This is a genomic window from Mesorhizobium sp. M0152, from assembly GCF_040322415.1.
GTDB lineage: Bacteria > Pseudomonadota > Alphaproteobacteria > Rhizobiales > Rhizobiaceae > Mesorhizobium.
This window is the reverse complement of sequence record NZ_JAMYTH010000013.1, coordinates 128,567-152,985: the sequence shown is the minus strand read 5'-3', so window position 1 is coordinate 152,985 and position 24,419 is coordinate 128,567. Positions and strand designations below refer to the sequence as shown.

The following is a 24,419-nucleotide window of genomic DNA, read 5'->3' as shown; positions in this document are numbered from 1 at the left end:
TTGTGCGGCCGCGGGGGCGCAGCCGGCCACCCGGGCGTCCCCCGGTTTTGCCGCCCCCCCTCCCCCCCCCCGGGGGCCCCCCGGGGCGGGCCTTCCTAATCCTCCCCCGCCGGGACCCAGATCACCTTCGCCGAGCCATCACCCCATGGACGAAAAAATGCCAACCCGCCGGCGCACCGGCGACCTGACCAGCGGCCCGATCCCGCGCACGCTTCTGCTGTTCGCCTTGCCGGTGCTCGGCTCCAACGTGCTGCAATCGCTCAACGGTTCGATCAACGCCGTCTGGGTCGGCCGCTTCCTCGGCGAATCGGCGCTGACCGCCACCTCCAACGCCAATCTGGTGCTGTTCCTGATCCTCGGCACGGTGTTCGGCATCGGCATGGCGGCCACCATCCTGGTGGCGCAGTCGGTCGGCGCCCGCGACCTGCCCGAGGCGCGCCGTATCGTCGGCACCAGCGCGACCTTCTTCTTCCTCGTCTCGGTGGTCTTCGCCGTCTGCGGCTGGATCTGGGTCGACGCGATCCTCAACACGCTCGCCACACCGGCCGACGCCTTGCCGCTGGCGCGCTCCTATTTGCGCATCATCTTCGTCGCCGTGCCGATGATGAACCTGCTGTCCTTCGTCATGACCGTGCTGCGCGGCGCCGGCGATTCTCGCACGCCGTTCATCTTCATGGCGCTAGCCGTCGTCCTCGACATAGTGCTCAACCCGCTGCTGATCCGCGGCATCGGACCGTTCCCGGAGCTCGGCATCGCCGGATCAGCCACCTCCACGCTGGTCGGCCAGATGGTGAGCGTGATCGCCATCCTGATCGTGCTCTATGCGCGCAAGCATCCGCTGCGGCTCGCCGGCGCCAATCTGGCCCTGCTGAGGCCCGACCCCGCGCTGCTGCGCATCATCGTCTTCAAGGGCGTGCCGATGGGCCTGCAGATGATCGTCATCTCGGCGGCAGCACTGACTGTGATGGGCATCGTCAACTCCTACGGTTCGCAGGTCGCCGCCGCCTACGGCATCGCCGCTCAGCTATGGACCTATATCCAGATGCCGGCGCTGGCCATCGGTGCCGCCGTCTCCTCCATGGCGGCGCAGAATGTCGGCGCCAGCCGTTGGGACCGCATCGGCCGCATCGCCGGCTCCGGCGTCGGCTTCAACCTGGTCCTGACCGGCGCCCTCGTCGCGCTGCTATGGATCTTCGACCGCTCGATCCTCGGCCTGTTCCTGAGCAGCGACAGCGCCGCGATAGACATCGCCGCCCATATCAACACCGTCGCGTCCTGGTCCTTCATCCTGTTCGGCATCACCATCGTGCTGTTCGCCACCGTGCGCGCCACCGGCGCCGTGATGCCGCCGCTGATCATCCTGGTGATCTCGGTGCTGGTCGTGCGCACCGGCTTTGCCTATTTCATGCGGGGCGTGATCGGCGAGGAGGCGCTGTGGTGGAGTTTTCCGGCCGGGTCGATCGCCTCGCTGGTGCTGGCCGCGGCCTATTATCGCTTCGGCGGCTGGCGCACCTTGCACATGATCGAGAACAGGCCGGCCGCCGGCGAGCCTCCCGACACCGGGCTCGGCGTGCCGCGCCAGCGCGCGAACATGACGCCCGAGACGCCGAACGGCTAGAGCAATTCCAGGAAAAGTGTGAAACGGTTTTCCGTCCGGAATTGCGTAAAAACAAAGAGATAGAGCGGTTCGGCGTTTCCATGAAACGGTGAACCGCTCTACGGCCCGCCCTGCCGCTGCCAGGCGGGTCTCACGGCCTGTTTTTCAACCCAAAGCCCAGCGCTACCAGCGCAAACACGATGATCGTGCCGGCGAACGCCAGGCTGGCCGCGATGGGGCTGGCATAGGTCGAGATGATGCCAATGCCGATGACGGGCAAGGCATTGCCGATAAAGCAGCAGATGAAGAAGCTGGATACCACTTCCGCGCGGCGATCTTCAGGCGCGATCTCGTTCACCACTTGCAGGCTACCACGATAGCCGAGTGCGGCCGTCACGCCGCAGCAGGCGGTGGCGGCGATCATCAGCGCCATCGACGCCAGCATCTGCGCCGCCACCACCATGAGGATGCTGGGGATCATCAACGCCAACGCGGCCAGCATGGCCTTGCCGCTCTGCATTTGCTTCAGTGCCACGATGCTGGCCGCGGTGACGATCGCCAATTCGAAGAACAGCGCACCGGCGACGGCGTGATTCGTCTGGTGCAGCTGCTGCGCCAGGATGCTCGGCGCCACCGCGGCATAGAAGCCGACCAGCGCCATAGCGCCAAAACCGGTCACCGCCGGTGCGACGAAGCGCGCCCGGATATCTTCCGGTACGGAGAGCTTCGGCCGCATGGAAACCTGGCCGAGACCGCGAGGCTTCGCCACCGTTTCGCGCGTGCGCCAGACCAGGACCGTCACCGCCGCGAGTGCCGCCAGATAGACGATGAACGGCAGCCGCAAGGGCCACGGCTCATACTCGGCCAGCAATCCCGAGACGAGCGCGCCAAAACCGAGGCCGAGGAAATTGGTGCTGGTGGCGATGACGCTGGCGCGTGCCTTGTCCGCGTCGGGGAGAAGCTCGGCGATCCACGCGGTTCCGGTCCCCGCGCCGACGCCGATGCCAAGCCCGCTCAGGATGCGCGCCACGTCGAGCGAAACGACGTTGACGGCAAACAGGAAGACGACCGCGCTGACGATGGCGACAGCCATGGCCGCAAGGCTCGCGGGCCGGCGGCCGACAACGTCCGACAGACCGCCGAACACCAGCAACGCGCCGAGATTGCCCACCACATAGACTGCGTAGATCAGTGTCAGCGTGATCTGCGAAAAATCGAATTGCTGCTTGTAGATGACATAGAGCGGCGTCAGCATCGTGCTGCCGGCAAACAGCACCGCGATCATCGCGGCGACTACAGGGATTGCCAAGGCGTCGCTGCGAACTTCGTTGTTCCTATGCGCCAAATCGCTGAAGATCATTGCCAACCTCGTCAAGTCTTGGGGGATAGCGATCTCAACGCGCTTTCATCCCCGACGTTCCGGACGGCTGGCAGGCTCCTGACAGTGCGGTGGGCATTGCCCCCGGCCGTTCGACTGCCGCGGCCGCGGGCGACGTCGCGGCGGAGAGACGACGGCAAGAAAAGTCAACAAGTATCCAACGCAGTTTATCGCGGCCGGCCGCCCGGCGCGGGAATTTCCCTGCATATAGTTGAGGAATTTCTCGCGCGCGGTTTATCGATCCGGCAACATCAGCTAACAATTTACTGTCTTTCGAAATCCGTTTGCATTCGGGGGTTGATCATGGGCAAAGGCAGGGTCGAGGCATTCACCGACGGGGTGGTGGCCATCATCATCACCATCATGGTGCTCGAGCTGAAAGTGCCGCATGGCGAGGATCTCTCGGCCTTGCTGCCGCTATGGCCGATCTTCTTCAGCTACGTGCTGTCCTTCATCAATGTCGGCCTCTACTGGAACAATTTGCACAACATGTTCCACACCGTGCAGCGGGTCGATGGACGCGTCTTGTGGGCGAACCTCAATCTCCTGTTCTGGCTGTCGCTGATGCCGGTGACGACGGCCTTCATGGGCGAAAACCATTTCGCCCCGGTGCCGGTCGCCGTCTATGGCGCCGACCTTGCGCTGTGCGCCATCGCCTATTTCATTCTCGTCGTGACGCTCCACCGGCTGCACGGCAACGATACGGCCTTTGCCAGGGCGATCGGCAACGATCGCAAGGGCAAGATTTCGCTTTTCGCCTATCTCTGCGCCATCCCGCTGACCTTCATCAGCCAGTGGATCGGTGTCGCGATCTATGTGCTGGTTGCCCTTGTCTGGCTGGTGCCGGACAGGCGTTTCGCACGCGTCATCGAAAAATAGCATCCGCAAAACCACCAGCCCTTAACCGAAATGCGGAATCCAAGCGGTGCCAAAGTCAGCGAGAGCCTGGCGAACCGGAATGCGCTCGGTGATGCTGCTCTTGTGCGGCGGCACCAAACGAACACAGGACGCCGACATTGACCGGGCGTGTGACTATTGGCGCGACTGGCAAAACCGTACCGATGGAAGGAGCAATGACGATGAAAGACCGCAGTCATGACGACGCAATGGCCGATCTGTTCCGGGACGATCCGGGGACGGCCGCTGCCACGCTCGACGCGATCCTTGCGGATGGCGACCAGGGCGAACTGCTGGTGACACTCCGGCAAATGACCAAGGCCTTCGGCGGCGTGCCCGCCGTCGCCAAGTCGGCCGAGCTGAACCCCACGCAACTCTACCGTACCCTCTCGGAGAAGGGAAACCCAGAGCTGCGCAGCTTGAGTGCTGTCCTTCGCACGATGGGCCTGCGCTTGGCGGTGCAGCCACTCGGCGAATCCGTGCCGCACGTCTGACGTTAAGGGGCACCGTGTCGCATTAATCGGAATCGTCGTGACAGTAGAGCGATCGAAATCCACGCTTAACGGTCAGTCGGCTGGCCATTTGGGCAACTGCCGTTACAGCAGATTCCGCGGAAGGATTGCTTACGTCGAGATGAAGAAGACGGTCACCGCCACGATCGATCAAAGGCCGACCATCACTGGGACTTATTCGCGCATCGCTTTCAGCTTTTCCGCCACCGACGCGGCAAGGTCCGCATAGCGTTCCTCCAGCCGTTCCGCAGCCTTGATGACCGCAAAGTCATGGCCGAACTTTTCCAGCGCCATGCGCAGTTTCTCGACGAACTCGGCCTGTTTCTCCAGAGCGGCAAACAGCGTCTTCACCTGCGCTTCGCTGATATCGGGATTGGCCAGCATCTGCGGCACCTCGCGCCCCATCTGGTCGCCGGTGGCGGTCTGCTGCTTCAGGATTTCGACCCAGTCCGTCAATCGAAAAGTCTCCATTTGCCGCGGCAACATGCGTAGCATTTGCCACGGCAACATGCGTAGCATTTGTCAGGGCAACATGCGCAGCCCGGGCCCGGCGGGTCAACCCGCGCAAGCGCCGACAAAGGCTTGCGCGAGCCCATCCCGGCGCTAAGTTCGGCACCGTCGAAAGAAGGAACCGTCCCGCATGATCACCGACGCCGAGATCCAGACCGCCCTGCCCGCGCTTGGCCCGGGCAACACCGCCGTCGTCACCGGCGCCGCCAGCGGCATCGGTCTCGCGGCCGCCAGGCGGCTTGCCTTGCTGGGCATGAAGATCGTGCTAGCCGACATCGCCGGGCCCCGCCTTGACGATGCCTCCCGCGCCGTATCGGCGATTGCCGGCGACGATGCCGTGCTTGCCGTGGCCGCCGATGTTTCGAAGCCGGACGAGGTGGACCGTCTCGCCGACAGGGCGTTCGGCGCCTTCGGCGAGGTATCGCTGCTGATGAACAATGCCGGCATAGGCGACAATCCGGGAAAACCCTGGCAGAACCGCGATGCCTGGAAACGGCTGCTGGACATCAATTTCTGGGGCGTCGTGCACGGCGTCGAGGCCTTCGCGCCGCGCATGCTGGCATCGTCCAGGCCGGGCCTGATCGTCAACACCGGCTCCAAGCAAGGCATCACCACGCCGCCCGGCAACCTTGCCTACAATGTCTCCAAGGCCGGCGTGAAGACATTCACCGAGGGCCTGGCGTACGCGCTGAGAAACGAACCCGGCGCCCGCCTGTCGGCGCATCTGCTGATCCCCGGCTTCACCTATACCGGCCTCACCGAAGGCGCGACGGAAAAACCCGCCGGCGCCTGGACCGGCGACCAGGTCGTCGATTTCATGCTGGAATCGCTGGTCAGGGGCGACTTCTACATACTGTGCCCGGACAATGAAGTGGCCAGGCCGCTGGACGAAAAGCGTATGGCTTGGGCGACCGGCGACATCATCGAAAACCGCCCGGCTCTGTCGCGCTGGCACCCCGACCACAAGGATGCGTTCGCGGCCTTCATGAAACGCTGAACGCTCTCAAGCCGCTGTTTTTCTGGCACCGTGCTTCTGCGCCGCCTTCTTGGCTGCCATCTCGGCGATCTTGCGGTCGTGCCGCTTCGCCGCCCGTTCGCATTTGGCGCGGATCTCCTCGACCTCGGACTCCGTCAGGTGCTCGATGCCGATGAAATGGTTGTGAGCGCGGCTCACCCGGATGAGTTCGTCAAGCTTGGCCTGGATCGCAGCGCCGTCGCGGTTCTGGGTGTTCTGGATCAGAAACACCATCAGGAAGGTGATGATGGTGGTTCCGGTGTTGATCACCAGTTGCCAGGTGTCCGAAAACCCGAACGCCGGGCCGGTTATAGCCCAGATGACCACGATCAGGCAGCAGACGGCGAATGTCGGCGGCAGCCCGGCAAGATGGGCGACCGTGGTGGCAACCTTGGTGAAAAGCTTCTCGAACATCGAAGTGCCCTGAAATCATTGCCGCATTCTGATGCGCTTCTGGAGAAACAAATGGCGGCCGTTCCAGGTTCCCGGCCGCGACATATACCACCAGCGCAATCGAATACATGCAGGACGTGCATGCGACTGAAAACACAGCTTATGGGTTCAATGTCAGGGTAACCGTGCAGGTAAAAAAGCCTGTTCCTTCCGCTTCACAGCGGTTTACCTCCAGCCCCTTCCGTCGCGCCACCCCCGCATGACGGAAGGGGTTTCAGTCCGAACCGAGCGGCCATCCCAAAGCTCCATCATCTGCATGCCCCGCCTTCTCAACGATGCAAGCTGGAATCTCAACGACGCAGGCTGGCGTGGCGGGCACGCTCGCGGATCTCTTCGCGAGAAATGCCAGCGTCCGCCAACGTGCTGTCCGGGGCTCGCCTCAAGCTCGCAAGCGTCTGGCGATAGGCAAGCCAGCGGGCGAAATGGGATCGAAGTTCATGCAACATGATCGTCTCCTTTGGCGCGCGGAATGGCCGCGCGCTTGGCTGGTCGAAAGCGCAAAGCATCTGCGCGAAGCCCACGCCCGATCGAACGGATTGCGCTGGTCCCTCGGCCAGCCGAAGCGCTAGTCGCGGTCCCGCCAAGCAGGATTGTCCAACGCTTCCAATGCCTGCATACTTGCGCATGATGCCCGGTTCACGCTACAGCCACGGCCGCAAGGAGTTTTTCATTTCTGCAAAATGGATATTGGCTGGGACGATCTAAGATTGTTTCTCGACGTTGCGCGGCTGGGTGGCTTGAGCGCGGCGACGGGAACCACGCGCCTCAGCGCAGCCACCCTTGGACGACGCGTCACCGCGCTCGAAAAGCAGATCGGCGAACCGCTGTTCGTGCGTCAGCAGACCGGCTACCGGCTGACCCCGGTCGGTGAAGAACTGCTGCGGCGCGCCGAAGACGTCGAGGCCGCAATGCAGTCGCTGACCCGCTGGCGCGAAGGAAGCCTGCCCGACCGCATTGTCCGCGTCTCGGCCGGGCCGTGGACCTCGGCCTTCGTTTCCGCCCATATTGGCGAGATATGGACGGTCGACGATGGCATAAGGGTGGAACTCGTCACCACCACCGACCGGGTCGACATCGGTCGCCGTGCCGCCGACATCGGCATCCGCAGCGACCGCCCGACCGAGCAGTGGCTGGCCGGCCGTCAGAGCGGCAAGGTCGCCCACGCCATTTATTCCGGGCGCCATCTCATCAACGGTATCGCCGCCGGGTTGTTCGTCGGCGTCACCGGCGATGGGGCGAACATTGCCTCGGCGCGCTGGCTGCAAGCCCATCACGGCGACCGCATCGCCGTGCGCGGCAACAACACCCATTCGGTGCGTGAACTGGTGGCCGCCGGCGCCGGCCTTTCGGTCTTTCCGTGCTTCGTCGGCGACAGCGACCCGCGGCTGGTTCGCGTCGCCCAGCCTATCCCCGAACTCGAAACCGACCAGTGGATCGTCACCCATCACGAGGAACGTCACTCCCCGCCGGTACGAAAGGTCGCCGACCGGATTACCGCCTTGATGCGGGCGCACCAGCCGCTGTTTCGCGGCGAGACGCCTATCCGGTAAGCCTCAGGCGTCGATCGGCCCCCAGTTGAGCCAGATGCCGATACGCTTGCCCGAATCGATCAGCAACGCGCCCGGAACACGCACATCCGCAGGAGGTCAGACCTCGTCGTTTTCCCAGCGGTCGAGAAAGGCCTCGATCGGCATCGCCTGCATGTCGGGAACCGCCCTGGCAAGCTTTTCGACCGGCCAGTCCCACCAGGCGAGGCGCTCGATCCGCGCCCCGATATCGGCGGCGAAGCGCTGCCGCAACGGCTTCGCCGGCACGCCGGCGACGATTGCATAGGGCGGCACGTCATGCGTCACCACCGCATTGGCGCCGATGACCGCGCCATTGCCGATCGTGATGCCGGGCATGATCACCGCGCCGTGGCCGATCCAGACGTCATGGCCGATGGTCACGGATTTCGCCTGCCGCCGCTCGCGGAAGGCGGCGTCGACGCCCAGCCAGCGAAAATACTCGTTCGGCCGGTAGCTGACCTTGTGCTGGGTCAGCCGCTCGATCGGATGCTCCAGCGCGTTGATGCGGCTATTGGCGGCTATCGAGCAGAACTTGCCGATCGTCGTGTAGATCGCTTCGCAATGGCGCTCGAAATAGGAGAAATCCCCGACGCTCACCTCGCGCAGCACCACCCGCTCGCCGATCGAGGCATAGCGGCCAAGCTTGCACGCCTTCAGCTCCGCGGTCGGGTGAATGCGCGGTTCGGGGTCTTTCAGGACGAGGTTTTCGGAACGGTCCATGCTGGCGGCTTTACCCCCGAGCAAGGCCTCCCGCAAGTCGGCACCTATTTCGGCTTGCCGTTGCTCCACACCACGTTCTGGCCATAGAGCGGCACCGTGGTGACCGACATCTTGGCCGAGCCGTTCTGCACCTGGCGCGAATGCGAGAGGTAGATCAGCGTCTCGTTGGTCTTGTCGTAGATGCGGTTCACCACCTGCTTCTTCCAGATCAGGCTGATGCCTTGCTTGAACACTTCCTCGCCGGCCTCGCTTGTGTCGATGTCGCCGATGGTGATCGGTCCGGTCTGGCGGCACGAGATCGAGGAATCGGAAGGATCCTCGAACCAGTTGCCCTTGTGCAGGCGGTCGATGATGCCGCGGTCGAAATAAGAGACGTGGCAGGTGACGCCCTCCACCTTCGGGTCCTTGATCGCTTCGACGATGATGTCGTTGCCGAGCCAGTCGACGCCGACCTTGCCGACTTCATCGGCAACGGCCGCGCCGGCGCCTAGGACAAGGCACGCGGCCAAGGCGCCGCCGACCAGTTTTCGTCCAATCGATCCTTGCAAGATAGCCTCCGGGGTTCGAGTTGCCGGCCTCAGGTGGGGCGAAGAGCACGGCATTGCAAGCGGCGGCACCGGATGAAAACGCCGCATCCGCCATGGCCGGTTGCGTCAACGCGGCACCTTTGCGTGTGCCCGGCCGAAGGGCTAAGACTGTTCGCCGAATCCAAGGGCTTGCCGCCATGGCCGGCGCCGAAGAAAATGCAAGACGGATCCTACTGATGATGCGCTCAATACTGGTCGGCATTCTCGTCCTGATGGCGGCCGGCATCGGCTGGCTGACTTTCGACTGGTATCGCGGCCATTATGGCGGCGAACCTTTCGGCGCCTCCTTCAGTCTGGTCGACCAGAAAGGCGCGCCGATTACCGAGGCTGCGTTCCGGGGCCAGCCCAGCGTCGTCTTCTTCGGCTTCACCCATTGCCCCGAGGTCTGCCCGACCACGCTGTTCGAACTGGCCGGCTGGTTGAAGACGCTCGGCGACGACGGCAAGAACCTGCACGCCTATTTCGTCTCGGTCGATCCGGAGCGCGACACGCCGCCGGTTATGAACGCCTATGTCAGCAATTTCTCCGACCGCATCGTCGGCGTCACCGGCGATCCAGACAAGGTCCATGCGATGGCCAAGTCGTTCGGCATCTATTGGAAGAAGGTCGACACCGGCAACGGCGATTACACGATGGATCATACCGCCTCGGTGTTGCTGCTCAACGGCAAGGGCGACTTTGCCGGTACGATCGCCTATGGCGAAAGCGCCGATACCGCCGTGGAAAAGCTGAAACGTCTCGCGGCCAAGGGCTGATGCGAAATCCATGACTCAGACGCGGCTCCATTTCACCGCCGGCAAGATCGATACCGCCAGAATTTTCGCCGCGCTCGACGCCGCCTTCGAGGACGAAGGCCTGCCGATCGCCGTGCGGGAGGTCGACGAGGACGCGGACATTCACGAAGTCTCGCTCTACGCCGAGGGCGACGTCGATGCCGTAGCGGCGCAGGTGAATGACATTCTTGCGGGGCTGGCCCTGTCCAGGCCGGTCGAGCGCGAGGCACTGCCCGACATCGACTGGGTGGCGCGCTCTCTGGAAGGCTTGAAGCCGGTGCGCGCCGGCCGTTTCTTCGTCCACGGCGCGCATGACCGCCGCAAGCGCCACAGCGGCGAACTCGCCATCGAGATCGAGGCCGGCCTCGCTTTCGGCACCGGCCATCACGGCACCACCGCCGGCTGCCTGGAAATGCTGGAAAGAGTGGTGCGGCGCGAACGCCCGCGCAATGCGCTCGATCTCGGCACCGGCAGCGCCGTGCTGGCCATCGCCGTCGCCAAGCTGGCGCATATTCCAGTGCTCGCCACCGACATCGATCCCGTTGCGGTGAGGGTCGCCGCCGCGAATGCGCGGCTCAATCACGTCAAGACGCTGGTGGAGACGGTGACCGCGCCGGGCTTTCACCATCCGATCTTCGGCAGGCGCGCGCCTTTCGATCTCATCGTCGCCAACATATTGGCGCGGCCGTTGATGCGGCTGGCCCCGCAAATGGCCGATCACATCGCGCTCGGCGGCTCGATCGTGCTGTCGGGCATTCTCGATCGCCAGCGCGACGCCGTGATCTCGGCCTATGTCGGCCAGAATTTCCGCCACGTCAGAACCTTGCACCGCGAGGGCTGGGTGACGATCCACCTCAAGCATTGAAGCCGGCTGGACCAGATCCAGCCGGTTCTTGTGCAAGGTTCTTTTCCGAATTCCGATTCCACAGCCCATGCGCTAGGGTTCGACACCCGCACCATGTGAGCGAGATCAGTAATGTTCCAGACCTTCGATTCCGCGGGCGACCCAGCCGTCGGCAAACCGCGCGTGGCGCTGCTGCGCAAATGGCTGGCCGAGAACGGCCTCGATGGCTTTATCGTTCCCCGCGCGGACGAGCATCAGGGCGAATATGTCGCCGACCGTTCGGCGCGGCTGAAATGGCTGACCGGCTTCAGCGGCTCCGCCGGTGTCGCCATCGTTCTGCGCGGCCGCGCCTTCATCTTTGTCGACGGCCGTTACACGCTTCAGGTGCGCGGCGAAGTCGATCTCGACATCTTTTCGGTCGAAAACCTGGTCGACAATCCGCCCGCCGTCTGGCTGAGGGATAATCTCGGCAAGGGCGCGCGGCTCGGCTTCGATCCGTGGCTGCACACTATCGGCGAGGTCAAGGCGCTGCAGGCCTCGGCCGACAAGACCGGCACCGTCCTGGTTCCGCTCGACAAGAACCCGATCGACATTATCTGGAAGGACCAGCCCGAGGCGCCGGTGGCCCCCGTCGAGCTTCACCCGATCGGTTTTGCCGGCGAGCTCGCCAAGGACAAGCTGGCGCGGCTGGCGGCGGCGATCGGCAAGGACGGCGCCACGCATGCCGTGCTGACCGACCCCTCCTCCATCGCCTGGGCCTTCAACATTCGTGGCGGCGACGTGCCGCATACGCCGCTGGCGCTCGGCTTCGCCATTCTCGCCGCCGACGGATCGCACCAGCTTTTCATGGATCGGCGCAAATTCTCGCGCCAGGTCGCGGCCTACGTCACGCAGCTCGCCGAGCCGCGTGAACCCGGCGAATTCGAGGCGGCGGTCGTCGCGCTCGCCAGGAGCGGCGCGAAGATCGCACTCGACCCGGTGCTGGCGGCCGACAGGCTGCGCATACTGGTCGAGGACAATGGCGGCACGGTGATTGCCGCTCCCGACCCCGCCCGCATCCCGCGCGCCACCAAGAACCAGGCCGAGATCAACGGTTCGCGCGCCGCGCATCGCCGCGACGGGGCGGCGGTGGCGAAGTTGTTGTGCTGGCTGGAGCGCCAGAAACCCGGCTCGCTCGACGAGATATCGGTCGTCACCAGGCTGGAGGAGACGCGCCGGCAGACCGGCGAGGAAACCCAGATGCCGCTGCGCGACGTGTCCTTCGATACTATTTCGGGCGCCGGTCCGAACGGCGCCATCATGCATTACCGCGTGTCGCGCGCCACCAGCCGCAAACTCCAGGCCGGCGAACTGTTCCTGCTCGATTCCGGCGCGCAATATCAGGACGGCACCACCGACATCACCCGCACCGTGCCGATCGGCCAGCCGACCGAAGAAATGCGCGAACGCTTCACGCTGGTGCTGAAAGGCATGATCGGCATCTCGACGCTGCGCTTCCCCGCCGGCACGCGCGGCTCGGAAATCGACGCCGTCGCCCGCATGGCGCTGTGGAAGCACGGCTGCGATTTCGCCCATGGCACCGGCCATGGCGTCGGCTCCTACCTGGCCGTGCATGAAGGCCCGCAGCGCATCGCCCGCACAGGCACCGAAAAGCTGCTGGAAGGCATGATGCTGTCCAACGAGCCGGGTTACTACAAGGAAGGTTCCTACGGCATTCGCATCGAAAACCTCATCCTGGTGACGCCGGCCGAACAGGTCGAGGGCGGCGACATCGCCATGCACGGCTTCGAGACGCTGACGCTGGCGCCGATCGACGTCAGGCTGGTGCGCTCGGACCTCCTGACCCGCGAGGAACTGCACTGGCTCGACACCTACCACGCCCGCGTGCTGGCCGAGATCGGCCCGATGCTCGACGGCGAAACGCTGTCCTGGCTGGAGAAGGCAACCGCCCCGCTGCCGCACGATCTCAAGCAGTAATCGCAGTGGCTGCTCTGGCTGAGACTGGAGGGCCTTGTTTTGCAAGCATCTCCCGCAAAGCCTGAACATTGGGAGAACTGGCTCCCTTGCGCCAAAACAACACTGTGAGAGCATTGTCTTCGTCCGAAGGCAGTTCATGCATCCGCAGCCTGCCGCTTTCAGGAAAACCCGAAAGCACGCTTTTCGGCATCAGCGCTATGCCCATACCAGCCACCACGCAACCAAGCATGGCATGATATGAACCGAGCTCAATGATTTGCTCGGCCATAAACCCTCGGCGCGCAAACCATTCTTCCAGCCGCTTGCGATGCGGGCAGCCGTGTTCAAAGGCGATCATGGTCTTGGGCATATCAAGGCGGTTCTCGACTGAAACGCGCGATGCCGCCGAGACAATGACCAAATCCTCGAGAAATGCAGGTTGCTTTTCGAACGGATTGTCGGCGATTGGCTCGGCTGCGAGCGCTGCGTCGAGTTCACCGGCAAGCATTGCGGCCGCGAGAACTTGCGGGTTGCCGGTGCGCAGTTGGATCTCCACTTCGGGATAGCATGCGTGGTATTCGGCGAGGAGACTTGGAAGCCGAGCGGCGGCGGTACTCTCCATGGCGCCAAGGCGCAGGGTGCCGCGTGGGCGCGGATCAAGAACTGCTATGCGGGCCTCGTCCGCAAGCGCCAGCAACCGGTCCGCATATTCGATCAATCTTTGGCCGGCAGGCGATACATGCAATCGCTTGCCCTCGCGAATAAACAACCGCACACCCAGATCCTCTTCGAGCTGCCGGACGCGCGTGGTCACGTTCGACTGCACGCGAAACAGCTTTTCCGCCGCCTTGGTGATTCCGCCCTCGCGCACCACCATGCGGAAAATGCGGAGATCCGACAAATCCATCCATCTCTCCTAGAGAATAAAGCTATCTCTATTACTCATTTTATCTGATGGAAGGCATCACGTAAATTGCCGGTGTTGGCACCGATCAGGACAGCCAGCACGGAGAGCGAAATGTTACCTGAATCCCTCGGCCGTGGGCCGCTCGATCTCAACGCGTTGACGCCCAAACAGCGTGAGATCATCTATGCCGGCGCCGTGCGCCGCGCGCATCAGGAGAGGTCGGAGGCGATCTGGCTGAGCGTGGCCCGGATCGCTGCGATATTCAAGAAACGCGCCTGACAAGGGTTTGCCGTTCGCCTGCGTCGGCGCTTAGGCGAAGCGCATGGGTGGCTATATCGCGAAGGTAAAGGTCGATCAGCCCACGAACTGCCGGGCCAGTATCAGCACCGCCGCTCCCGCCAAGAACATCGACATCAGTCCGCCGCGCAGCGACACCACGGCGGCCACGACAAGTGCTGCCCATTCCGCCAGTCCGGCGCCGAGCGCGGCCGGCGCCACCAGCGTCGTCAGCACGGCCGCCGGCACCGCGTTGAGCCCGGCTTCAACGCGCGGATGGATGGTCTCGAAACGCGAGATGACCAGGTGCCCGCCGACGCGGGTAAGATAGGTGGCGATCGCGCCGGCGATGATGATCCAAAGCGTCGTGCTCATGACCGCGCCTCGACGCCGCTATGGTGGGGAGGCAGGATGACGGCGAGCAGCACGCCGGCAATCGCGCCGATGGAGACGTGCCAGGGCGATCCCACCGTCTTGTAGGCGATGATCGAGGCGGCGGCGCTGGCGATGACCACCGGCAGCCACAACGGTCGTTTGCGGAAGCCCATGACGAGGCCCAGGAAATAGATCGGCAGCAGGAAATCGATGCCCAGCGCGTGCGTGTCGGGGATCAGCTTGCCGAACACCGCGCCGAGCGCGCTTTCGGTCACCCAGAACACATAGACCGGCAGACCCAGCCCCAGGTACCAGGCGAAGCCGACCGTCTGGCCGGACGCCGCTCTCGCCTCGGCCACCGCGAACTGCGGATCTGTGAGGATGAAATAGCCCAAGGCCTGCTGGACCACTGGCCAGTGCGCGATGCGCCGGCCGATGCCCGCGGAATAGAGCACATGGCGGAAATTGACGGCGAAGATCGACAGCACGATCAGCCACGGCGCGACATGCTGGCCGAACAGTTCGATGCCGACCATCTGGCTGGCACCGCCGAAGATAAGCGCGCTCATCAGAAACGCTTCCAGCACGGAAAATCCGTTGTCGACGGCAATCGTTCCGAACAAGAGCGCAAACGGCGCCGAGGCGACGACGACAGGCATCGACAGCCGCACGCCGCTCCAGAAGTCGCTGCTCACGGAATTGGTGGTCAAGGTCTCAGCTGACATGTCACATTCCTACGTCGCGCCGGTATTTAGGGGTGCGCGGTTGAAAAGTCAGACGAATTCGCTTGAGCCAACAAATCAGCGAAACTGATGTCTCGGACCAGTCGAGCTGCGAACCCGTATAACGCGGCCTTGTGGGATCGCAGGATTTCGTGAGGCCCCGTGAAGGACCGCAGGACTGTGCTTCATCGCCCGTGCAGGATGGCGCCAGGGCCAGAAACGCAAAACCCGCCTCGGCGGCGGGTCATTGGCGCAACTCAGCACCATGGGCAAAAACATAGCATAGCTGCACTCACCCTGTCAATCCTTCAAAGGACAATTTCGTGCATCGACTTGAAATCCGGAACGGCTAAGGGGCGATCTGATGCTCCAAAACCCTGCCCTCGATCGCCCTGCCCCAGTCGAGCAGCGGCTTGGCGCGCATGGTGAAATCGACCAGCTCGTCGACCAGCGCCGCCGTGTGGATTCCGGCCGGGTCGATGACATGCTGGACGTAGAAATGCCGGTTGCGAATTGCCGCGACGAGGTCGGGTTCGCCGACATGCTCGAAGCCGCGCGGCGTGCGCTTCATGCGGCCTTCCGCCTCGAACTCAAGACCATTCTTCTTCAAGGCAGCCACCAGCGCCCGGAACCTGTCCGGCCGCGTCGCGATGGCCTTGCGCATGGCGAGCAGCAGCTCCGGGCCGGGCTGCCACCAGGCGATATCGGCGAAGCAGCGTTCCAGCCCGACATGGACGTAGAACACGCCCTGCTCCATCTTCGTGCCGTCGGGCGACAGGATCGCCGACAGATGCCGGTTGTAAGGCCGCTTGTCCTTGGCGAAGCGCACGTCGCGGTTGATCCGGAACAGCGATTTCTTGCGGTCGCCCTTGAGGCCAAGCCCGGCCGCGGCAAAGCGCTGCGTAAGCGTCTCGACGAGATCGCCGAACGGATCGCGCAACTCCCTTTCGAAAAGGTCGCGGTTTTCCAGGAACCATTCGCGGTTCTGATGGAAGTCCAGAGCCTTCAGGAACGGAATGGCCTTTGGGCCGAAGCCTTTGAACGCACCTTCCGTCATGCCTTGCCGATCCGCTGCAGCCAGGCGTCCTCGTCGATCACCTCGATGCCGAGTTCGGTGGCGAGCTTGAGCTTGGAACCGGCGCCGGGCCCGGCCACCACCAGATCGGTCTTGGCGGAAACAGAACCCGCCACCTTGGCGCCGAGGCGTTCGGCCATTGCCTTGGCTTCGGAGCGCGTCATCTTTTCCAGCGAGCCGGTGAACACGATCGTCTTGTCGGCGACCACGCTGTCGGCCGCGACGTTGACGACATACGGCTTCGGCTTGACCTGCTTGAGCAGCGCGTCAAGCACGTCGTCATTGCGTTCATTGCCGAAGAAATCGGCAAGCGCATTGATCACCGTGTCGCCAATGCCGTTGATCGACGGGAAAACGCTGTGCGGATCCTCCGCCGCCGCCGTTTCCTTGCCGACGCGGATCAATTCCTCGATGGTCGAGAAGGTGCGGGCAAGCACGGCCGCCGTCGTCTCGCCGATATGCCGGATGCCGAGCGCGAAGATGAAGCGGTCGAGTTCCGGTTCGCGGCGCGCGTCGATGGCCGCGAACAGCTTGTCGAGGCTCTCATAGTTGCGGTCCTCGACGCTGCGCACATTCTTGCGCGTCTTCCCCGACGCCGCCTCGCGCTGCCTGGCCTGCTCCTCGCGGCGCTCGGCCAGCGCCTTGGTGACGGCGGGGCGGCGATCCCGGAGCGTGAAGATGTCGGCGGCCGTCTTGATCAATCCGGCGTTGAAGAAGGTATCGATATTTTCCGCGCCGAGACCCTCGATATCCATGGCGCCGCGCGACACGAAGTGGCGCAATCCCTCCACGGCCTGCGCCGGGCAGATCAGCTCGCCGGTGCAGCGGCGGCGCGAATCCTCCTTGCCGGTCTTCTCGTTGATCTCGCGCGTCGCCGGCGAGCCGCAGATCGGGCAGGTATGCGGGAATTCATAAGGCACGGCATCGGGCGGACGCTTGTCGATGACAACGCTGACGATCTGCGGGATGACGTCCCCTGCCCGCTGGATCACCACCGTGTCGCCGATGCGCACGTCGATGCCGTCGCGGATCGGCTGGCCATTGCTGTCCAGGCCCTTGATGTAGTCTTCGTTGTGCAGCGTCACGTTCTCGACCACGACGCCGCCGACGGTGACGGGAGCCAGCCGCGCGACCGGGGCCAGCGTGCCGGTGCGGCCGACCTGGATGTCGATCCTCTGCACCGTCGTCATCGCCTGTTCGGCCGGGAATTTATGGGCGACGGCCCAGCGCGGCTCGCCGGTTACGAAGCCCCACCGGCGCTGCAGCTCCAGCTGGTCGACCTTGTAGACGACGCCGTCTATGTCGTAGCCGAGCGACGAGCGCTGCTCCTCGATCCGGTGATAATGCGCGATCAGCTCCTCGGCCGATTTCGCCCGCACCATCAGCGGACTGACCCTGAACCCCCAATCGGCGAATTTCTGCACCGCATCGTATTGGGTCGGAGCGGGATCGGCCGTGGTGTAGCCCCAGGCATAGGCGAAGAATTTGAGGTTGCGGCTGGCGGTGACGGACGGATCCTTCTGGCGCAGCGACCCCGCCGCCGTGTTGCGCGGGTTTACGTAGTCCTGGCCGCCGACCGCCGCCGACCGTGCCTTCAGCGCCTCGAATTCCGCATAGGTCATGTAGACCTCGCCGCGTATCTCGATGATTTCCGGCCAGCCCGAGCCCTTCAGCTTGGCGGGGATATCGGCGATCGTTCGCAGATTGGCGGTGATGTCCTCACCGACCGTGCCGTCGCCGCGCGTCGCGCCTTGCACGAACACGCCGCCTTCATAGCGCAGCGAAGCCGACAGCCCGTCGATCTTCGGCTCCGCCGTGAAAGCGATGTCGAGATCCTTGTCGCGGTCGAAGAACCGCCGGCCGCGTTCGATGAAATCGGCGACGTCCTCGTCGGTGTAGGCTTTGGCGAGGCTCAGCATCGGCACCGCATGGCGCACCTTGGTGAAGCCCTCCGCCGGGGCCGAACCGACCCGGCGCGACGGCGAATCCTCGCGCACCAGGGCAGGAAAACGCCGTTCGATGGCAAGGTTGCGCCGCGTCAGCGCGTCATATTCCGCGTCCGAGATAATAGGCGCGTCTTCCGTATGGTAGCGCCGGTCGTGCTCGGCGATCTCTTCCGCCAGCCGCTTCAGCTCGGCTTCGGCCTCGCTTTCGGTCAGGGCTTCGACTGGTATCTCGGACATGGTTCAGACCCACCTGCTCTTGGCCGGGACAATAGATCAGCTTTCGGATTCGCGGGAGCGGAATTCTGGCAAAACCGCGCCGAAACAGCGGGATGGCGCCACAAGCTGACTCCCCATCAAAGCCGGGCGACCATGCGCTCAGGAAGCGCCGGTGTTCTCGCGCAGCAGCCGCTCGGCGGCGGCGCGCGCCTCGTCGGTGATGGTTGCGCCGGCCAGCATGCGCGCGATCTCCTCCTGCCGCGCCGGCCGGTCCATCTCGGCTATGCCTGTCGCGACACGGTCGGTGCTGCCCGACTTGGAAATCAGGAAATGCGTCTCGGCGCGCGCCGCCACCTGCGGCGCATGCGTCACCGACAGCACCTGCACGCGCTTCGACAGCCGCGCCAGCCGCTGGCCGATCGCGTCCGCCACGGCGCCGCCCACACCCGTGTCGATCTCGTCGAAAACCAGCGTCGGCGCCGAGCCACGGTCGGCGAGCGCAACCTTCAGCGCCAAAAGGAAGCGCGAAAGTTCGCCGCCGGAAGCCACCTTCATCATCGGCCCGGGCCGCGTGCCGGGATTGGTGCGTACCCAGAACTCGATCTGGTCGATGCCCTCTTCCATGCGGCTCTCGGCCTCGCTCTTCATCTCGACGATGAAGGCCGCGCGTTCGAGCTTCAGCGCCGGCAGTTCGGCCATGACGGCCTTGGTCAGGCCGACCGCCGCCGCGTGGCGGAGCGAGGAAAGCTGAGCCGCGGCGATGTCGTAGGCTTCGCGCCCGGCGGCAGCCTGCTTTTCCAGCCCATGCAAGCGTTCCTCGCCGGCGTCGAGATCGGCGAGATCGGCCACCATCGTGTCGCGCAGTTGCGCCAGCTCGTCGACGGCGACGCTGTGCTTGCGCGACGCCGCGCGCAACGAAAACAGCCGCTCCTCGGCCTTCTCCAGCCGCTGCGGATCATATTCGGTGGCGCGCAACGCGGCCTCGACGCCCGATTGCGCCGCGTCGAGCGACAGCATCGCCTCGTCGAGCGACTTGACCACTTCGTCGAGCAGGCCGGGCGCCTCCGTCACCTTGCGTTGCAGCCGGCGCAGCAGGCTGGCCAGTTGCGGCAAGGGCGAGGACGGGCCGGACAGCACGTCCTGGGCGTCGTGGATTTCCGATGCGATCTTTTCCGCCCGCATCATCGAGGCGCGCAATTCGGCAAGATCGGTCTCCTCGCCGGGCTGCGGATCGAGCTTGGTCAGTTCCGCCACGGCCGCACGCAGATAATCGGCCTCGCGTGCCGCGGCAGCCACCTTGGCGCGATGGCGCGAAAGCTCCTGTTCGCAGGCGCGCCAGTGCCGCCATGCCTCGCCCGTCGAGCGGACGGCGCCGAGATGGCCGCCGAAGGCGTCGAGCACATCGCGATGCGCGCCGGGATCGATCAAGGCGCGTTCGTCGTGCTGGCCGTGGATCTCGACCAGCGCGCGGCCGACATCGCGCATCAATGTCACGCTGGATGGCTGGTCGTTGACGAAGACCCGGGTACGGCCGTCCGCCGTCTGCAGTCGGCGCAGGATGATGTCGCCGTCGTCCTCGATGGCGTTTTCGGCAAGCAGCGCGCGCACCGGATGGTTGCGCGGCACATCGAACACGGCGATGACCTGGCCTTGCGTCGCGCCGTGGCGCACCAGCGAAGCGTCGCCGCGTGCGCCGAGCGCCAGCGACAAGGCATCGAGCAGAATGGATTTGCCGGCGCCGGTTTCACCGGTCAGCACGGAAAGGCCGGGCTGGAAGTCGATATCCAGCTTCTCGATCAGGACGATATCGCGGATCGACAATCTGGAAAGCATCAGAACCCGGACCTATTGCATGTCGCCCAGAATTGGACCCGGTTTCGGGGTAGCGACATGCACGAAAACAAAAGACTTAAAGCGCGGCGCGCTTCAATGCGGCACGCGACCAGTTGGAGTCGCAGCGCCGCACTATCTTTTTGTTTGATCGCCGGATCAATCCGAAAAAGCGCTTCAGTCCGATGCTCTGGGGTCAGGCGCCGGTGATCAGCTTGCCGGCCTTGGAAATCCACGACCCGGCATTTTCGCGCGGCGCAAGCCCGTTGCTCTGCAACAGCTTGTAGGAATCCTTGTACCATGAACTGTCGGGATAATTGGTGCCGAGCACTGCGGCGGCCGTCTGGGCCTCCGAGGTCAGCCCCATCGCATAATAGCTTTCGGTCAGGCGGGCGAGCGCCTCCTCGACATGGCGCGTGTTGGAATAGTTCTCGACCACGTTGCGGAAACGCTTGACGGCGGCGATGTATTCGCGGCGCTCGAGATAGTAGCGGCCGATCTGCATTTCCTTGCCGGCGAGTTGGTCGTTGGCGAAGCGGATCTTTTCCTTGGCGTCCTCGACATATTCCGAGGTCGGCCAGCGCGTCACCAGGTCCTGCATCGTCTGCATGGTCTGGCGCGCTTCCTTCTGGTCCTGCGTCACATCCTTGATCTGGCGATAATAGCTCAGGCCGATGATGTACTGCGCGTAAGCCGCGTCGTCGGTCGAGGGATAGAGGGTGAGATAGCGCTTGGCCGACGCGATCGCCTCGTCGTAATTGCCTTGGCGATAGTCGGCGAAGGCGCCCATCACCATCGATTTGCGGGCGAATTCCGAATAGGGGTGCTGGCGGTCGACCGCGTCGAACTTGCGGCTCGCCTCCTGCAACCGCCCGGCATTCAGATTGGCGAGGCCCTGATTGTAGAGAACGTCGGCCGGCTCGGTCTGGTCGACATAAGTCGACAAGTCGATATCTTTCTCCGACGACATGCAGGCCGACAGGAAGAGCGATGGAACAACCACCGAAAGCGCCAGGAAAACGGACCGCTGCGTCGCTTTCGATTGACCAATTCGCTTGAAGAACATGATTGGATTGCGCCCTTTCGGCGTTATTTCAATGCCTTTTGCAAGCCGCTGTCCCAAAAATGGTCCCACTTCCAGACGACATGCACTAATGGACGGCAGCAGCCATAGACCATAACCGCCTTGCCCGGCAACGCTATGTCTAGGCAATCGCACATTTTTGTGGCGGCGCAGCGCGGCCTCAGCATCTGCGCCATTTCGCGGATGGATGATGCATTCATGCAACACCCATTCCGCCATTGAATGCAAAAAACTTAAAGGAATCAGAGCATCCAGGGCGCATAGAGCGGCGCATTGACGGCGCTCATCTCGGCGGCACGGCCACGCTCGCGGCGTGTCGTCTCGACGATCTCGAAGGCCGTGCGATCGGACAGCAGGCGACGCAGCGCCGCCGCGTTCAGCCTGTGGCCGCCGCGATAGGAACGGAAGCAGCCGATGAAACGGGCGCCGGCCAGCGCCAGGTCGCCCATCGCATCCAGCGTCTTGTGGCGCACGAATTCGTTGGGATAGCGCAACCCGCCCATGTTGATGACGCGGTTGTCGTCGCCAATCACCAGCGAGTTCTCCAGCGAGGAACCAAGCGCGTAGCCCGCCGCCCACAGCCGCTCGACGTCCTTCATGAAGCCGAAGGTGCGAGCGCGCGCGATGTCGCGGCGGAAAATGTCGGCATTGAGGTCGGACGCGAAAAGCTGACGGCCGATGGCGGGGCTTTCGAAGTCGATCTCGACCTCGAAGCGGGTGCCGTCATAAGGCCTGAATTCGGCCCATGAGGCGCCGTTCTCGATGCGGACAGGCTTGACGACCCTGATATAGCGCCGCTTGACCGGCAGCGTCTCGATGCCAGCCTGGTCGATGGCTTCCACGAACGCCATGGCGCTGCCGTCGAGGATCGGGACTTCATGGCCATCGATCTCGATGAGGACATTGTCGATGCCGAGCCCGAACAGCGCCGCCATGATGTGCTCGACCGTGGCGATATGCTCGCCCGCCGGATCGCCGAGCATGGTGCACAGGTCGGTAGCGCCGATCTCGGAAAACAGGGCGCGGAACTCACGCCCCTGCTCCGCTCCATTGACAAGCTGGAAAACGATGCCGGTATTCGCATCCGCCGGCAGGAAACTGAGGGAAACTTCTTTGCCGCTGTGGACGCCGGTGCCGGTAAGCGACGCGCGCGTCTTCAATGTCGTCTGGTAGTCGTGCAAGACAATCCCCATAAGCCCGAAATGCCTAGGTCCGCTTTTCCAGCCCGAGGGCGCGGCTCTTGTTTGAAATCGGCAGACAGGGTCATTTCCCCCGAAATCCCGCATGCCGACGATGGTAGGCAGCGAAGATAATGTCCCGGCAGGGAGACTCCAAATCACGGTTTCTTACTCTTTGTAACCGCGACAAGGAACGGCTACGCGCGGTAACCGCTTGAATTTGCACCATTTTAAACGTTAACAGGCAAGCAATTCCTTGCTTGCCTGTTAACAAGTGTTACAGCTCGTTTACCAATCAGTTGGCCTGGCGGCGCAGGAATGCCGGAATCTCCAGCTGGTCGTCGTCCTGAGTCGCCCTGGTCTGCGGCGTCAGGCGGCCCTGGTCGTCCAGCTGACCGCGGCGCGGCGCGTAGAGCTGGGCGTCCTGGCTGGCGAGACGGCGCACCTCGGGTTGGGCCTGGCGCAGCTTGGGTTCGCGCGGTTGTGCCGGCTGCAGCCGGGCCGGCTCTTCCTCGCGGCGGGTCAAGCCGTTGGTCAGGCGCTTCAACAGGCCCATCGGCCCGCTGTTCTCGTGATCCGCCGGACGGCTCTTGGCATCGACCTCGGCCTTCACGACCGGCGGAAAATCCTCGACGCGCGGCATGCGTTGCGGCGCCATCGCCACCGGCTGCGGCACCTCGCGCAGCATCTCGCGCGGCTGCGGCGCCGGCTGCATCATCTGCTGGACGACGGGCTGAGCCATTGGCTGCGGCTGCGCGGGCGGCGCCTGGAAGATCTTGCTCTGCGGGCGGAAATCGTCCGCATGGGCGACCGGGGCCGGGCGAGCCTGCGCCATCGCGGCGGCGTTCGCTTCGGCCATGTGGATGGCCTCGGCGACCGGATCGACGGCGCGCGGCTCGTAGGCCGCCGGCTGCTGGACAGGTGCCGGACGGCTTTCCACCGCGGCAGCCGCCGGGCGGCTGACCGGCTTCTGCGGCGCCGTGCGGATCGAGATCGGCGCCGCGGCAATTTCAGCCGCCGACTTGTCGATGCCGGTGGCGACGACCGAGACGCGGATGACGCCTTCGAGTTCCTCGTCGAAAGTGGCGCCCAGGATGATGTTGGCGTCCTGGTCGACCTCCTCGCGGATGCGGGTCGCCGCCTCGTCGACTTCGAACAGGGTCAGGTCACGGCCGCCGGTGATCGAGATCAGCAGGCCCTTGGCGCCCTTCATCGAGGTCTCGTCGAGCAGCGGATTGGCGATCGCGGCCTCGGCGGCGGCCATCGCGCGGCCCTCGCCCGAAGCCTCGCCGGTGCCCATCATCGCCTTGCCCATCTCGCGCATCACCGAGCGCACGTCGGCGAAGTCGAGGTTGATCAGGCCTTCCTTGACCATCAGGTCGGTGATGCAGGCGACACCGGAATAGAGCACCTGGTCGGCCATGGCGAAGGCATCGGCGAAGGTGGTCTTGTCATTGGCCAGCCGGAACAGGTTCTGGTTGGGGATGACGATCAGCGTATCGACGCATTTCTGCAATTCCTCGATGCCGAAGTCCGCCGTCTTCATGCGGCGCTGGCCTTCGAAATGGAACGGCTTGGTGACGACGCCGACGGTGAGGATGCCCTTCTCGCGGGCAGCGCGGGCAACGACCGGAGCAGCACCCGTGCCTGTGCCGCCGCCCATGCCGGCGGTGACGAAGCACATATGGGTGTTGGACAGGTGGTCGATGATCTCGTCGATGCACTCTTCCGCAGCCGCGCGGCCGACTTCCGGCTGCGAGCCGGCGCCGAGGCCCTCGGTGACATGCGCGCCGAGCTGGATCAGCCGGTCGGCCTTCGACATGGTCAGCGCCTGCGCGTCGGTGTTGGCCACCACGAACTCGACACCGCGCAGACCGGCGGTGATCATGTTGTTGACGGCATTGCCGCCGCCGCCGCCGACACCGAACACGGTGATGCGCGGCTTAAGCTCGGTGATGTCCGGCTTTTGCAGATTGATGGTCATTGTCTCCGTCCTTTGC

24 protein-coding genes are annotated in these 24,419 nt (G+C 64.1%); 9 read left to right on the top strand and 15 right to left on the bottom strand.

Features of this window, described 5'->3' with window-relative positions; genetic code table 11:
* Window positions 1-145: 145 nt before the first annotated feature.
* Window positions 146-1,618 carry an MATE family efflux transporter gene (locus NKJ26_RS15950; RefSeq protein ID WP_502903112.1) on the top strand — a complete coding sequence of 491 codons (1,473 nt, stop codon included), beginning with the start codon at window positions 146-148 and terminating at the stop codon, window positions 1,616-1,618.
* Between the two features lie 130 nt (window positions 1,619-1,748).
* Here NKJ26_RS15950 and NKJ26_RS15945 read toward each other — a convergent pair whose 3' ends face one another.
* On the bottom strand, window positions 1,749-2,957 hold the full coding sequence (locus NKJ26_RS15945) for an MFS transporter (RefSeq protein WP_352696126.1): 1,209 nt from the start codon (window positions 2,955-2,957) through the stop codon (window positions 1,749-1,751).
* A gap of 321 nt (window positions 2,958-3,278) precedes the next feature.
* On the opposite strand from NKJ26_RS15945, the gene NKJ26_RS15940 reads away from it, so the two are divergent.
* Window positions 3,279-3,854, top strand: a complete 576-nt coding sequence (locus NKJ26_RS15940; protein ID WP_352696125.1) for a TMEM175 family protein — start codon at window positions 3,279-3,281, stop codon at window positions 3,852-3,854.
* A gap of 200 nt (window positions 3,855-4,054) precedes the next feature.
* Window positions 4,055-4,366 carry a helix-turn-helix domain-containing transcriptional regulator gene (locus NKJ26_RS15935; RefSeq protein ID WP_352696129.1) on the top strand — a complete coding sequence of 104 codons (312 nt, stop codon included), beginning with the start codon at window positions 4,055-4,057 and terminating at the stop codon, window positions 4,364-4,366.
* 192 nt (window positions 4,367-4,558) lie between these two features.
* Here the strand turns inward: NKJ26_RS15935 and NKJ26_RS15930 are convergent, their stop codons facing one another.
* On the bottom strand, window positions 4,559-4,840 hold the full coding sequence (locus NKJ26_RS15930) for a hypothetical protein (protein ID WP_352696124.1): 282 nt from the start codon (window positions 4,838-4,840) through the stop codon (window positions 4,559-4,561).
* 184 nt (window positions 4,841-5,024) lie between these two features.
* Between NKJ26_RS15930 and NKJ26_RS15925 the strand changes: the two genes are divergently transcribed.
* Window positions 5,025-5,891: an SDR family NAD(P)-dependent oxidoreductase gene (locus NKJ26_RS15925; RefSeq protein WP_352696123.1), complete on the top strand. Its 867-nt coding sequence runs from the start codon at window positions 5,025-5,027 to the stop codon at window positions 5,889-5,891.
* Window positions 5,892-5,897: 6 nt separating this feature from the next.
* Here NKJ26_RS15925 and NKJ26_RS15920 read toward each other — a convergent pair whose 3' ends face one another.
* Together NKJ26_RS15920 and NKJ26_RS15915 are read right to left on the bottom strand one after the other, a co-directional pair.
* Window positions 5,898-6,323: a low affinity iron permease family protein gene (locus NKJ26_RS15920; protein ID WP_352696122.1), complete on the bottom strand. Its 426-nt coding sequence runs from the start codon at window positions 6,321-6,323 to the stop codon at window positions 5,898-5,900.
* Window positions 6,324-6,652: 329 nt separating this feature from the next.
* Window positions 6,653-6,808: a YjiS-like domain-containing protein gene (locus tag NKJ26_RS15915; RefSeq protein WP_352597761.1), complete on the bottom strand. Its 156-nt coding sequence runs from the start codon at window positions 6,806-6,808 to the stop codon at window positions 6,653-6,655.
* Between the two features lie 234 nt (window positions 6,809-7,042).
* On the opposite strand from NKJ26_RS15915, the gene NKJ26_RS15910 reads away from it, so the two are divergent.
* Entirely contained in the window at window positions 7,043-7,912 is an 870-nt protein-coding gene (locus tag NKJ26_RS15910; protein ID WP_352696121.1) for a LysR family transcriptional regulator, read from the top strand.
* Window positions 7,913-8,008: 96 nt separating this feature from the next.
* On the opposite strand, the gene NKJ26_RS15905 is transcribed toward NKJ26_RS15910, so the two are convergent.
* Both NKJ26_RS15905 and NKJ26_RS15900 read right to left on the bottom strand, forming a co-directional pair.
* Window positions 8,009-8,650: a transferase hexapeptide repeat family protein gene (locus tag NKJ26_RS15905; RefSeq protein WP_352696120.1), complete on the bottom strand. Its 642-nt coding sequence runs from the start codon at window positions 8,648-8,650 to the stop codon at window positions 8,009-8,011.
* A 44-nt stretch (window positions 8,651-8,694) separates the two neighbouring features.
* Window positions 8,695-9,198 carry a CreA family protein gene (locus NKJ26_RS15900; RefSeq protein WP_352696119.1) on the bottom strand — a complete coding sequence of 168 codons (504 nt, stop codon included), beginning with the start codon at window positions 9,196-9,198 and terminating at the stop codon, window positions 8,695-8,697.
* Window positions 9,199-9,413: 215 nt separating this feature from the next.
* Between NKJ26_RS15900 and NKJ26_RS15895 the strand changes: the two genes are divergently transcribed.
* The 3 genes from NKJ26_RS15895 (at window position 9,414) to NKJ26_RS15885 (ending at window position 12,831) form a co-directional block, all read left to right on the top strand.
* Window positions 9,414-9,992 carry an SCO family protein gene (locus NKJ26_RS15895; RefSeq protein WP_027025472.1) on the top strand — a complete coding sequence of 193 codons (579 nt, stop codon included), beginning with the start codon at window positions 9,414-9,416 and terminating at the stop codon, window positions 9,990-9,992.
* A gap of 10 nt (window positions 9,993-10,002) precedes the next feature.
* A complete protein-coding gene (locus NKJ26_RS15890) occupies window positions 10,003-10,875 on the top strand; it encodes a 50S ribosomal protein L11 methyltransferase (RefSeq protein WP_352696118.1) in 873 nt (290 codons plus the stop codon).
* Between the two features lie 111 nt (window positions 10,876-10,986).
* The gene (locus NKJ26_RS15885) at window positions 10,987-12,831 is read left to right on the top strand and encodes an aminopeptidase P family protein (protein ID WP_352696117.1); all 1,845 of its coding nucleotides are present in this window, start codon (window positions 10,987-10,989) and stop codon (window positions 12,829-12,831) included.
* On the opposite strand, the gene NKJ26_RS15880 is transcribed toward NKJ26_RS15885, so the two are convergent.
* Window positions 12,821-13,717 carry a LysR family transcriptional regulator gene (locus NKJ26_RS15880; RefSeq protein WP_352696116.1) on the bottom strand — a complete coding sequence of 299 codons (897 nt, stop codon included), beginning with the start codon at window positions 13,715-13,717 and terminating at the stop codon, window positions 12,821-12,823. The two genes, NKJ26_RS15885 and NKJ26_RS15880, sit on opposite strands and share 11 nt — an antisense overlap.
* A 111-nt stretch (window positions 13,718-13,828) precedes the next feature.
* Here NKJ26_RS15880 and NKJ26_RS15875 point away from each other — a divergent pair, with 111 nt between their 5' ends.
* On the top strand, window positions 13,829-13,996 hold the full coding sequence (locus NKJ26_RS15875) for a hypothetical protein (RefSeq protein WP_352696115.1): 168 nt from the start codon (window positions 13,829-13,831) through the stop codon (window positions 13,994-13,996).
* Window positions 13,997-14,071: 75 nt separating this feature from the next.
* Here the strand turns inward: NKJ26_RS15875 and NKJ26_RS15870 are convergent, their stop codons facing one another.
* The 8 genes from NKJ26_RS15870 to ftsZ all read right to left on the bottom strand — a co-directional run bounded on the left by NKJ26_RS15870 (window position 14,072) and on the right by ftsZ (window position 24,403).
* Window positions 14,072-14,368: an AzlD family protein gene (locus tag NKJ26_RS15870; protein ID WP_352696114.1), complete on the bottom strand. Its 297-nt coding sequence runs from the start codon at window positions 14,366-14,368 to the stop codon at window positions 14,072-14,074.
* A complete protein-coding gene (locus NKJ26_RS15865; protein WP_027025467.1) occupies window positions 14,365-15,093 on the bottom strand; it encodes an AzlC family ABC transporter permease in 729 nt (242 codons plus the stop codon). Before NKJ26_RS15865 ends, NKJ26_RS15870 begins: the two co-directional genes overlap by 4 nt.
* A 346-nt stretch (window positions 15,094-15,439) precedes the next feature.
* Entirely contained in the window at window positions 15,440-16,147 is a 708-nt protein-coding gene (locus tag NKJ26_RS15860; protein ID WP_352696113.1) for a DUF2461 domain-containing protein, read from the bottom strand.
* Window positions 16,144-18,348 carry an NAD-dependent DNA ligase LigA gene (gene ligA / locus NKJ26_RS15855; RefSeq protein WP_352696112.1) on the bottom strand — a complete coding sequence of 735 codons (2,205 nt, stop codon included), beginning with the start codon at window positions 18,346-18,348 and terminating at the stop codon, window positions 16,144-16,146. The genes NKJ26_RS15860 and ligA overlap by 4 nt, the downstream gene beginning before the upstream one ends.
* Before the next feature lie 138 nt (window positions 18,349-18,486).
* Window positions 18,487-20,160: a DNA repair protein RecN gene (gene recN / locus NKJ26_RS15850; protein ID WP_352696111.1), complete on the bottom strand. Its 1,674-nt coding sequence runs from the start codon at window positions 20,158-20,160 to the stop codon at window positions 18,487-18,489.
* 193 nt (window positions 20,161-20,353) lie between these two features.
* The gene (locus NKJ26_RS15845; protein WP_027025463.1) at window positions 20,354-21,223 is read right to left on the bottom strand and encodes an outer membrane protein assembly factor BamD; all 870 of its coding nucleotides are present in this window, start codon (window positions 21,221-21,223) and stop codon (window positions 20,354-20,356) included.
* Window positions 21,224-21,483: 260 nt separating this feature from the next.
* A complete protein-coding gene (gene lpxC, locus NKJ26_RS15840; protein ID WP_352696110.1) occupies window positions 21,484-22,434 on the bottom strand; it encodes a UDP-3-O-acyl-N-acetylglucosamine deacetylase in 951 nt (316 codons plus the stop codon).
* A 280-nt stretch (window positions 22,435-22,714) separates the two neighbouring features.
* Window positions 22,715-24,403: a cell division protein FtsZ gene (ftsZ, locus tag NKJ26_RS15835; protein ID WP_352696109.1), complete on the bottom strand. Its 1,689-nt coding sequence runs from the start codon at window positions 24,401-24,403 to the stop codon at window positions 22,715-22,717.
* Window positions 24,404-24,419 lie beyond the last annotated feature (16 nt).

Bases quoted from the DNA above. Each gene is read 5' to 3' on its own strand.
- NKJ26_RS15950 (WP_502903112.1), top strand. From the start codon at position 146: ATGGACGAAAAAATGCCAACCCGCCGGCGCACCGGCGACCTGACCAGC.
- NKJ26_RS15845 (WP_027025463.1), bottom strand. From the start codon at position 21,223: ATGTTCTTCAAGCGAATTGGTCAATCGAAAGCGACGCAGCGGTCCGTT.
- NKJ26_RS15940 (WP_352696125.1), top strand. From the start codon at position 3,279: ATGGGCAAAGGCAGGGTCGAGGCATTCACCGACGGGGTGGTGGCCATC.
- NKJ26_RS15945 (WP_352696126.1), bottom strand. From the start codon at position 2,957: ATGATCTTCAGCGATTTGGCGCATAGGAACAACGAAGTTCGCAGCGAC.
- NKJ26_RS15910 (WP_352696121.1), top strand. From the start codon at position 7,043: ATGGATATTGGCTGGGACGATCTAAGATTGTTTCTCGACGTTGCGCGG.
- lpxC (WP_352696110.1), bottom strand. From the start codon at position 22,434: ATGGGGATTGTCTTGCACGACTACCAGACGACATTGAAGACGCGCGCG.
- NKJ26_RS15875 (WP_352696115.1), top strand. From the start codon at position 13,829: ATGTTACCTGAATCCCTCGGCCGTGGGCCGCTCGATCTCAACGCGTTG.
- NKJ26_RS15865 (WP_027025467.1), bottom strand. From the start codon at position 15,093: ATGTCAGCTGAGACCTTGACCACCAATTCCGTGAGCAGCGACTTCTGG.
- NKJ26_RS15880 (WP_352696116.1), bottom strand. From the start codon at position 13,717: ATGGATTTGTCGGATCTCCGCATTTTCCGCATGGTGGTGCGCGAGGGC.
- ligA (WP_352696112.1), bottom strand. From the start codon at position 18,348: ATGTCCGAGATACCAGTCGAAGCCCTGACCGAAAGCGAGGCCGAAGCC.
- recN (WP_352696111.1), bottom strand. From the start codon at position 20,160: ATGCTTTCCAGATTGTCGATCCGCGATATCGTCCTGATCGAGAAGCTG.
- NKJ26_RS15870 (WP_352696114.1), bottom strand. From the start codon at position 14,368: ATGAGCACGACGCTTTGGATCATCATCGCCGGCGCGATCGCCACCTAT.
- NKJ26_RS15905 (WP_352696120.1), bottom strand. From the start codon at position 8,650: ATGGACCGTTCCGAAAACCTCGTCCTGAAAGACCCCGAACCGCGCATT.
- ftsZ (WP_352696109.1), bottom strand. From the start codon at position 24,403: ATGACCATCAATCTGCAAAAGCCGGACATCACCGAGCTTAAGCCGCGC.
- NKJ26_RS15920 (WP_352696122.1), bottom strand. From the start codon at position 6,323: ATGTTCGAGAAGCTTTTCACCAAGGTTGCCACCACGGTCGCCCATCTT.
- NKJ26_RS15885 (WP_352696117.1), top strand. From the start codon at position 10,987: ATGTTCCAGACCTTCGATTCCGCGGGCGACCCAGCCGTCGGCAAACCG.
- NKJ26_RS15890 (WP_352696118.1), top strand. From the start codon at position 10,003: ATGACTCAGACGCGGCTCCATTTCACCGCCGGCAAGATCGATACCGCC.
- NKJ26_RS15915 (WP_352597761.1), bottom strand. From the start codon at position 6,808: ATGTTGCATGAACTTCGATCCCATTTCGCCCGCTGGCTTGCCTATCGC.
- NKJ26_RS15895 (WP_027025472.1), top strand. From the start codon at position 9,414: ATGATGCGCTCAATACTGGTCGGCATTCTCGTCCTGATGGCGGCCGGC.
- NKJ26_RS15860 (WP_352696113.1), bottom strand. From the start codon at position 16,147: ATGACGGAAGGTGCGTTCAAAGGCTTCGGCCCAAAGGCCATTCCGTTC.
- NKJ26_RS15935 (WP_352696129.1), top strand. From the start codon at position 4,055: ATGAAAGACCGCAGTCATGACGACGCAATGGCCGATCTGTTCCGGGAC.
- NKJ26_RS15925 (WP_352696123.1), top strand. From the start codon at position 5,025: ATGATCACCGACGCCGAGATCCAGACCGCCCTGCCCGCGCTTGGCCCG.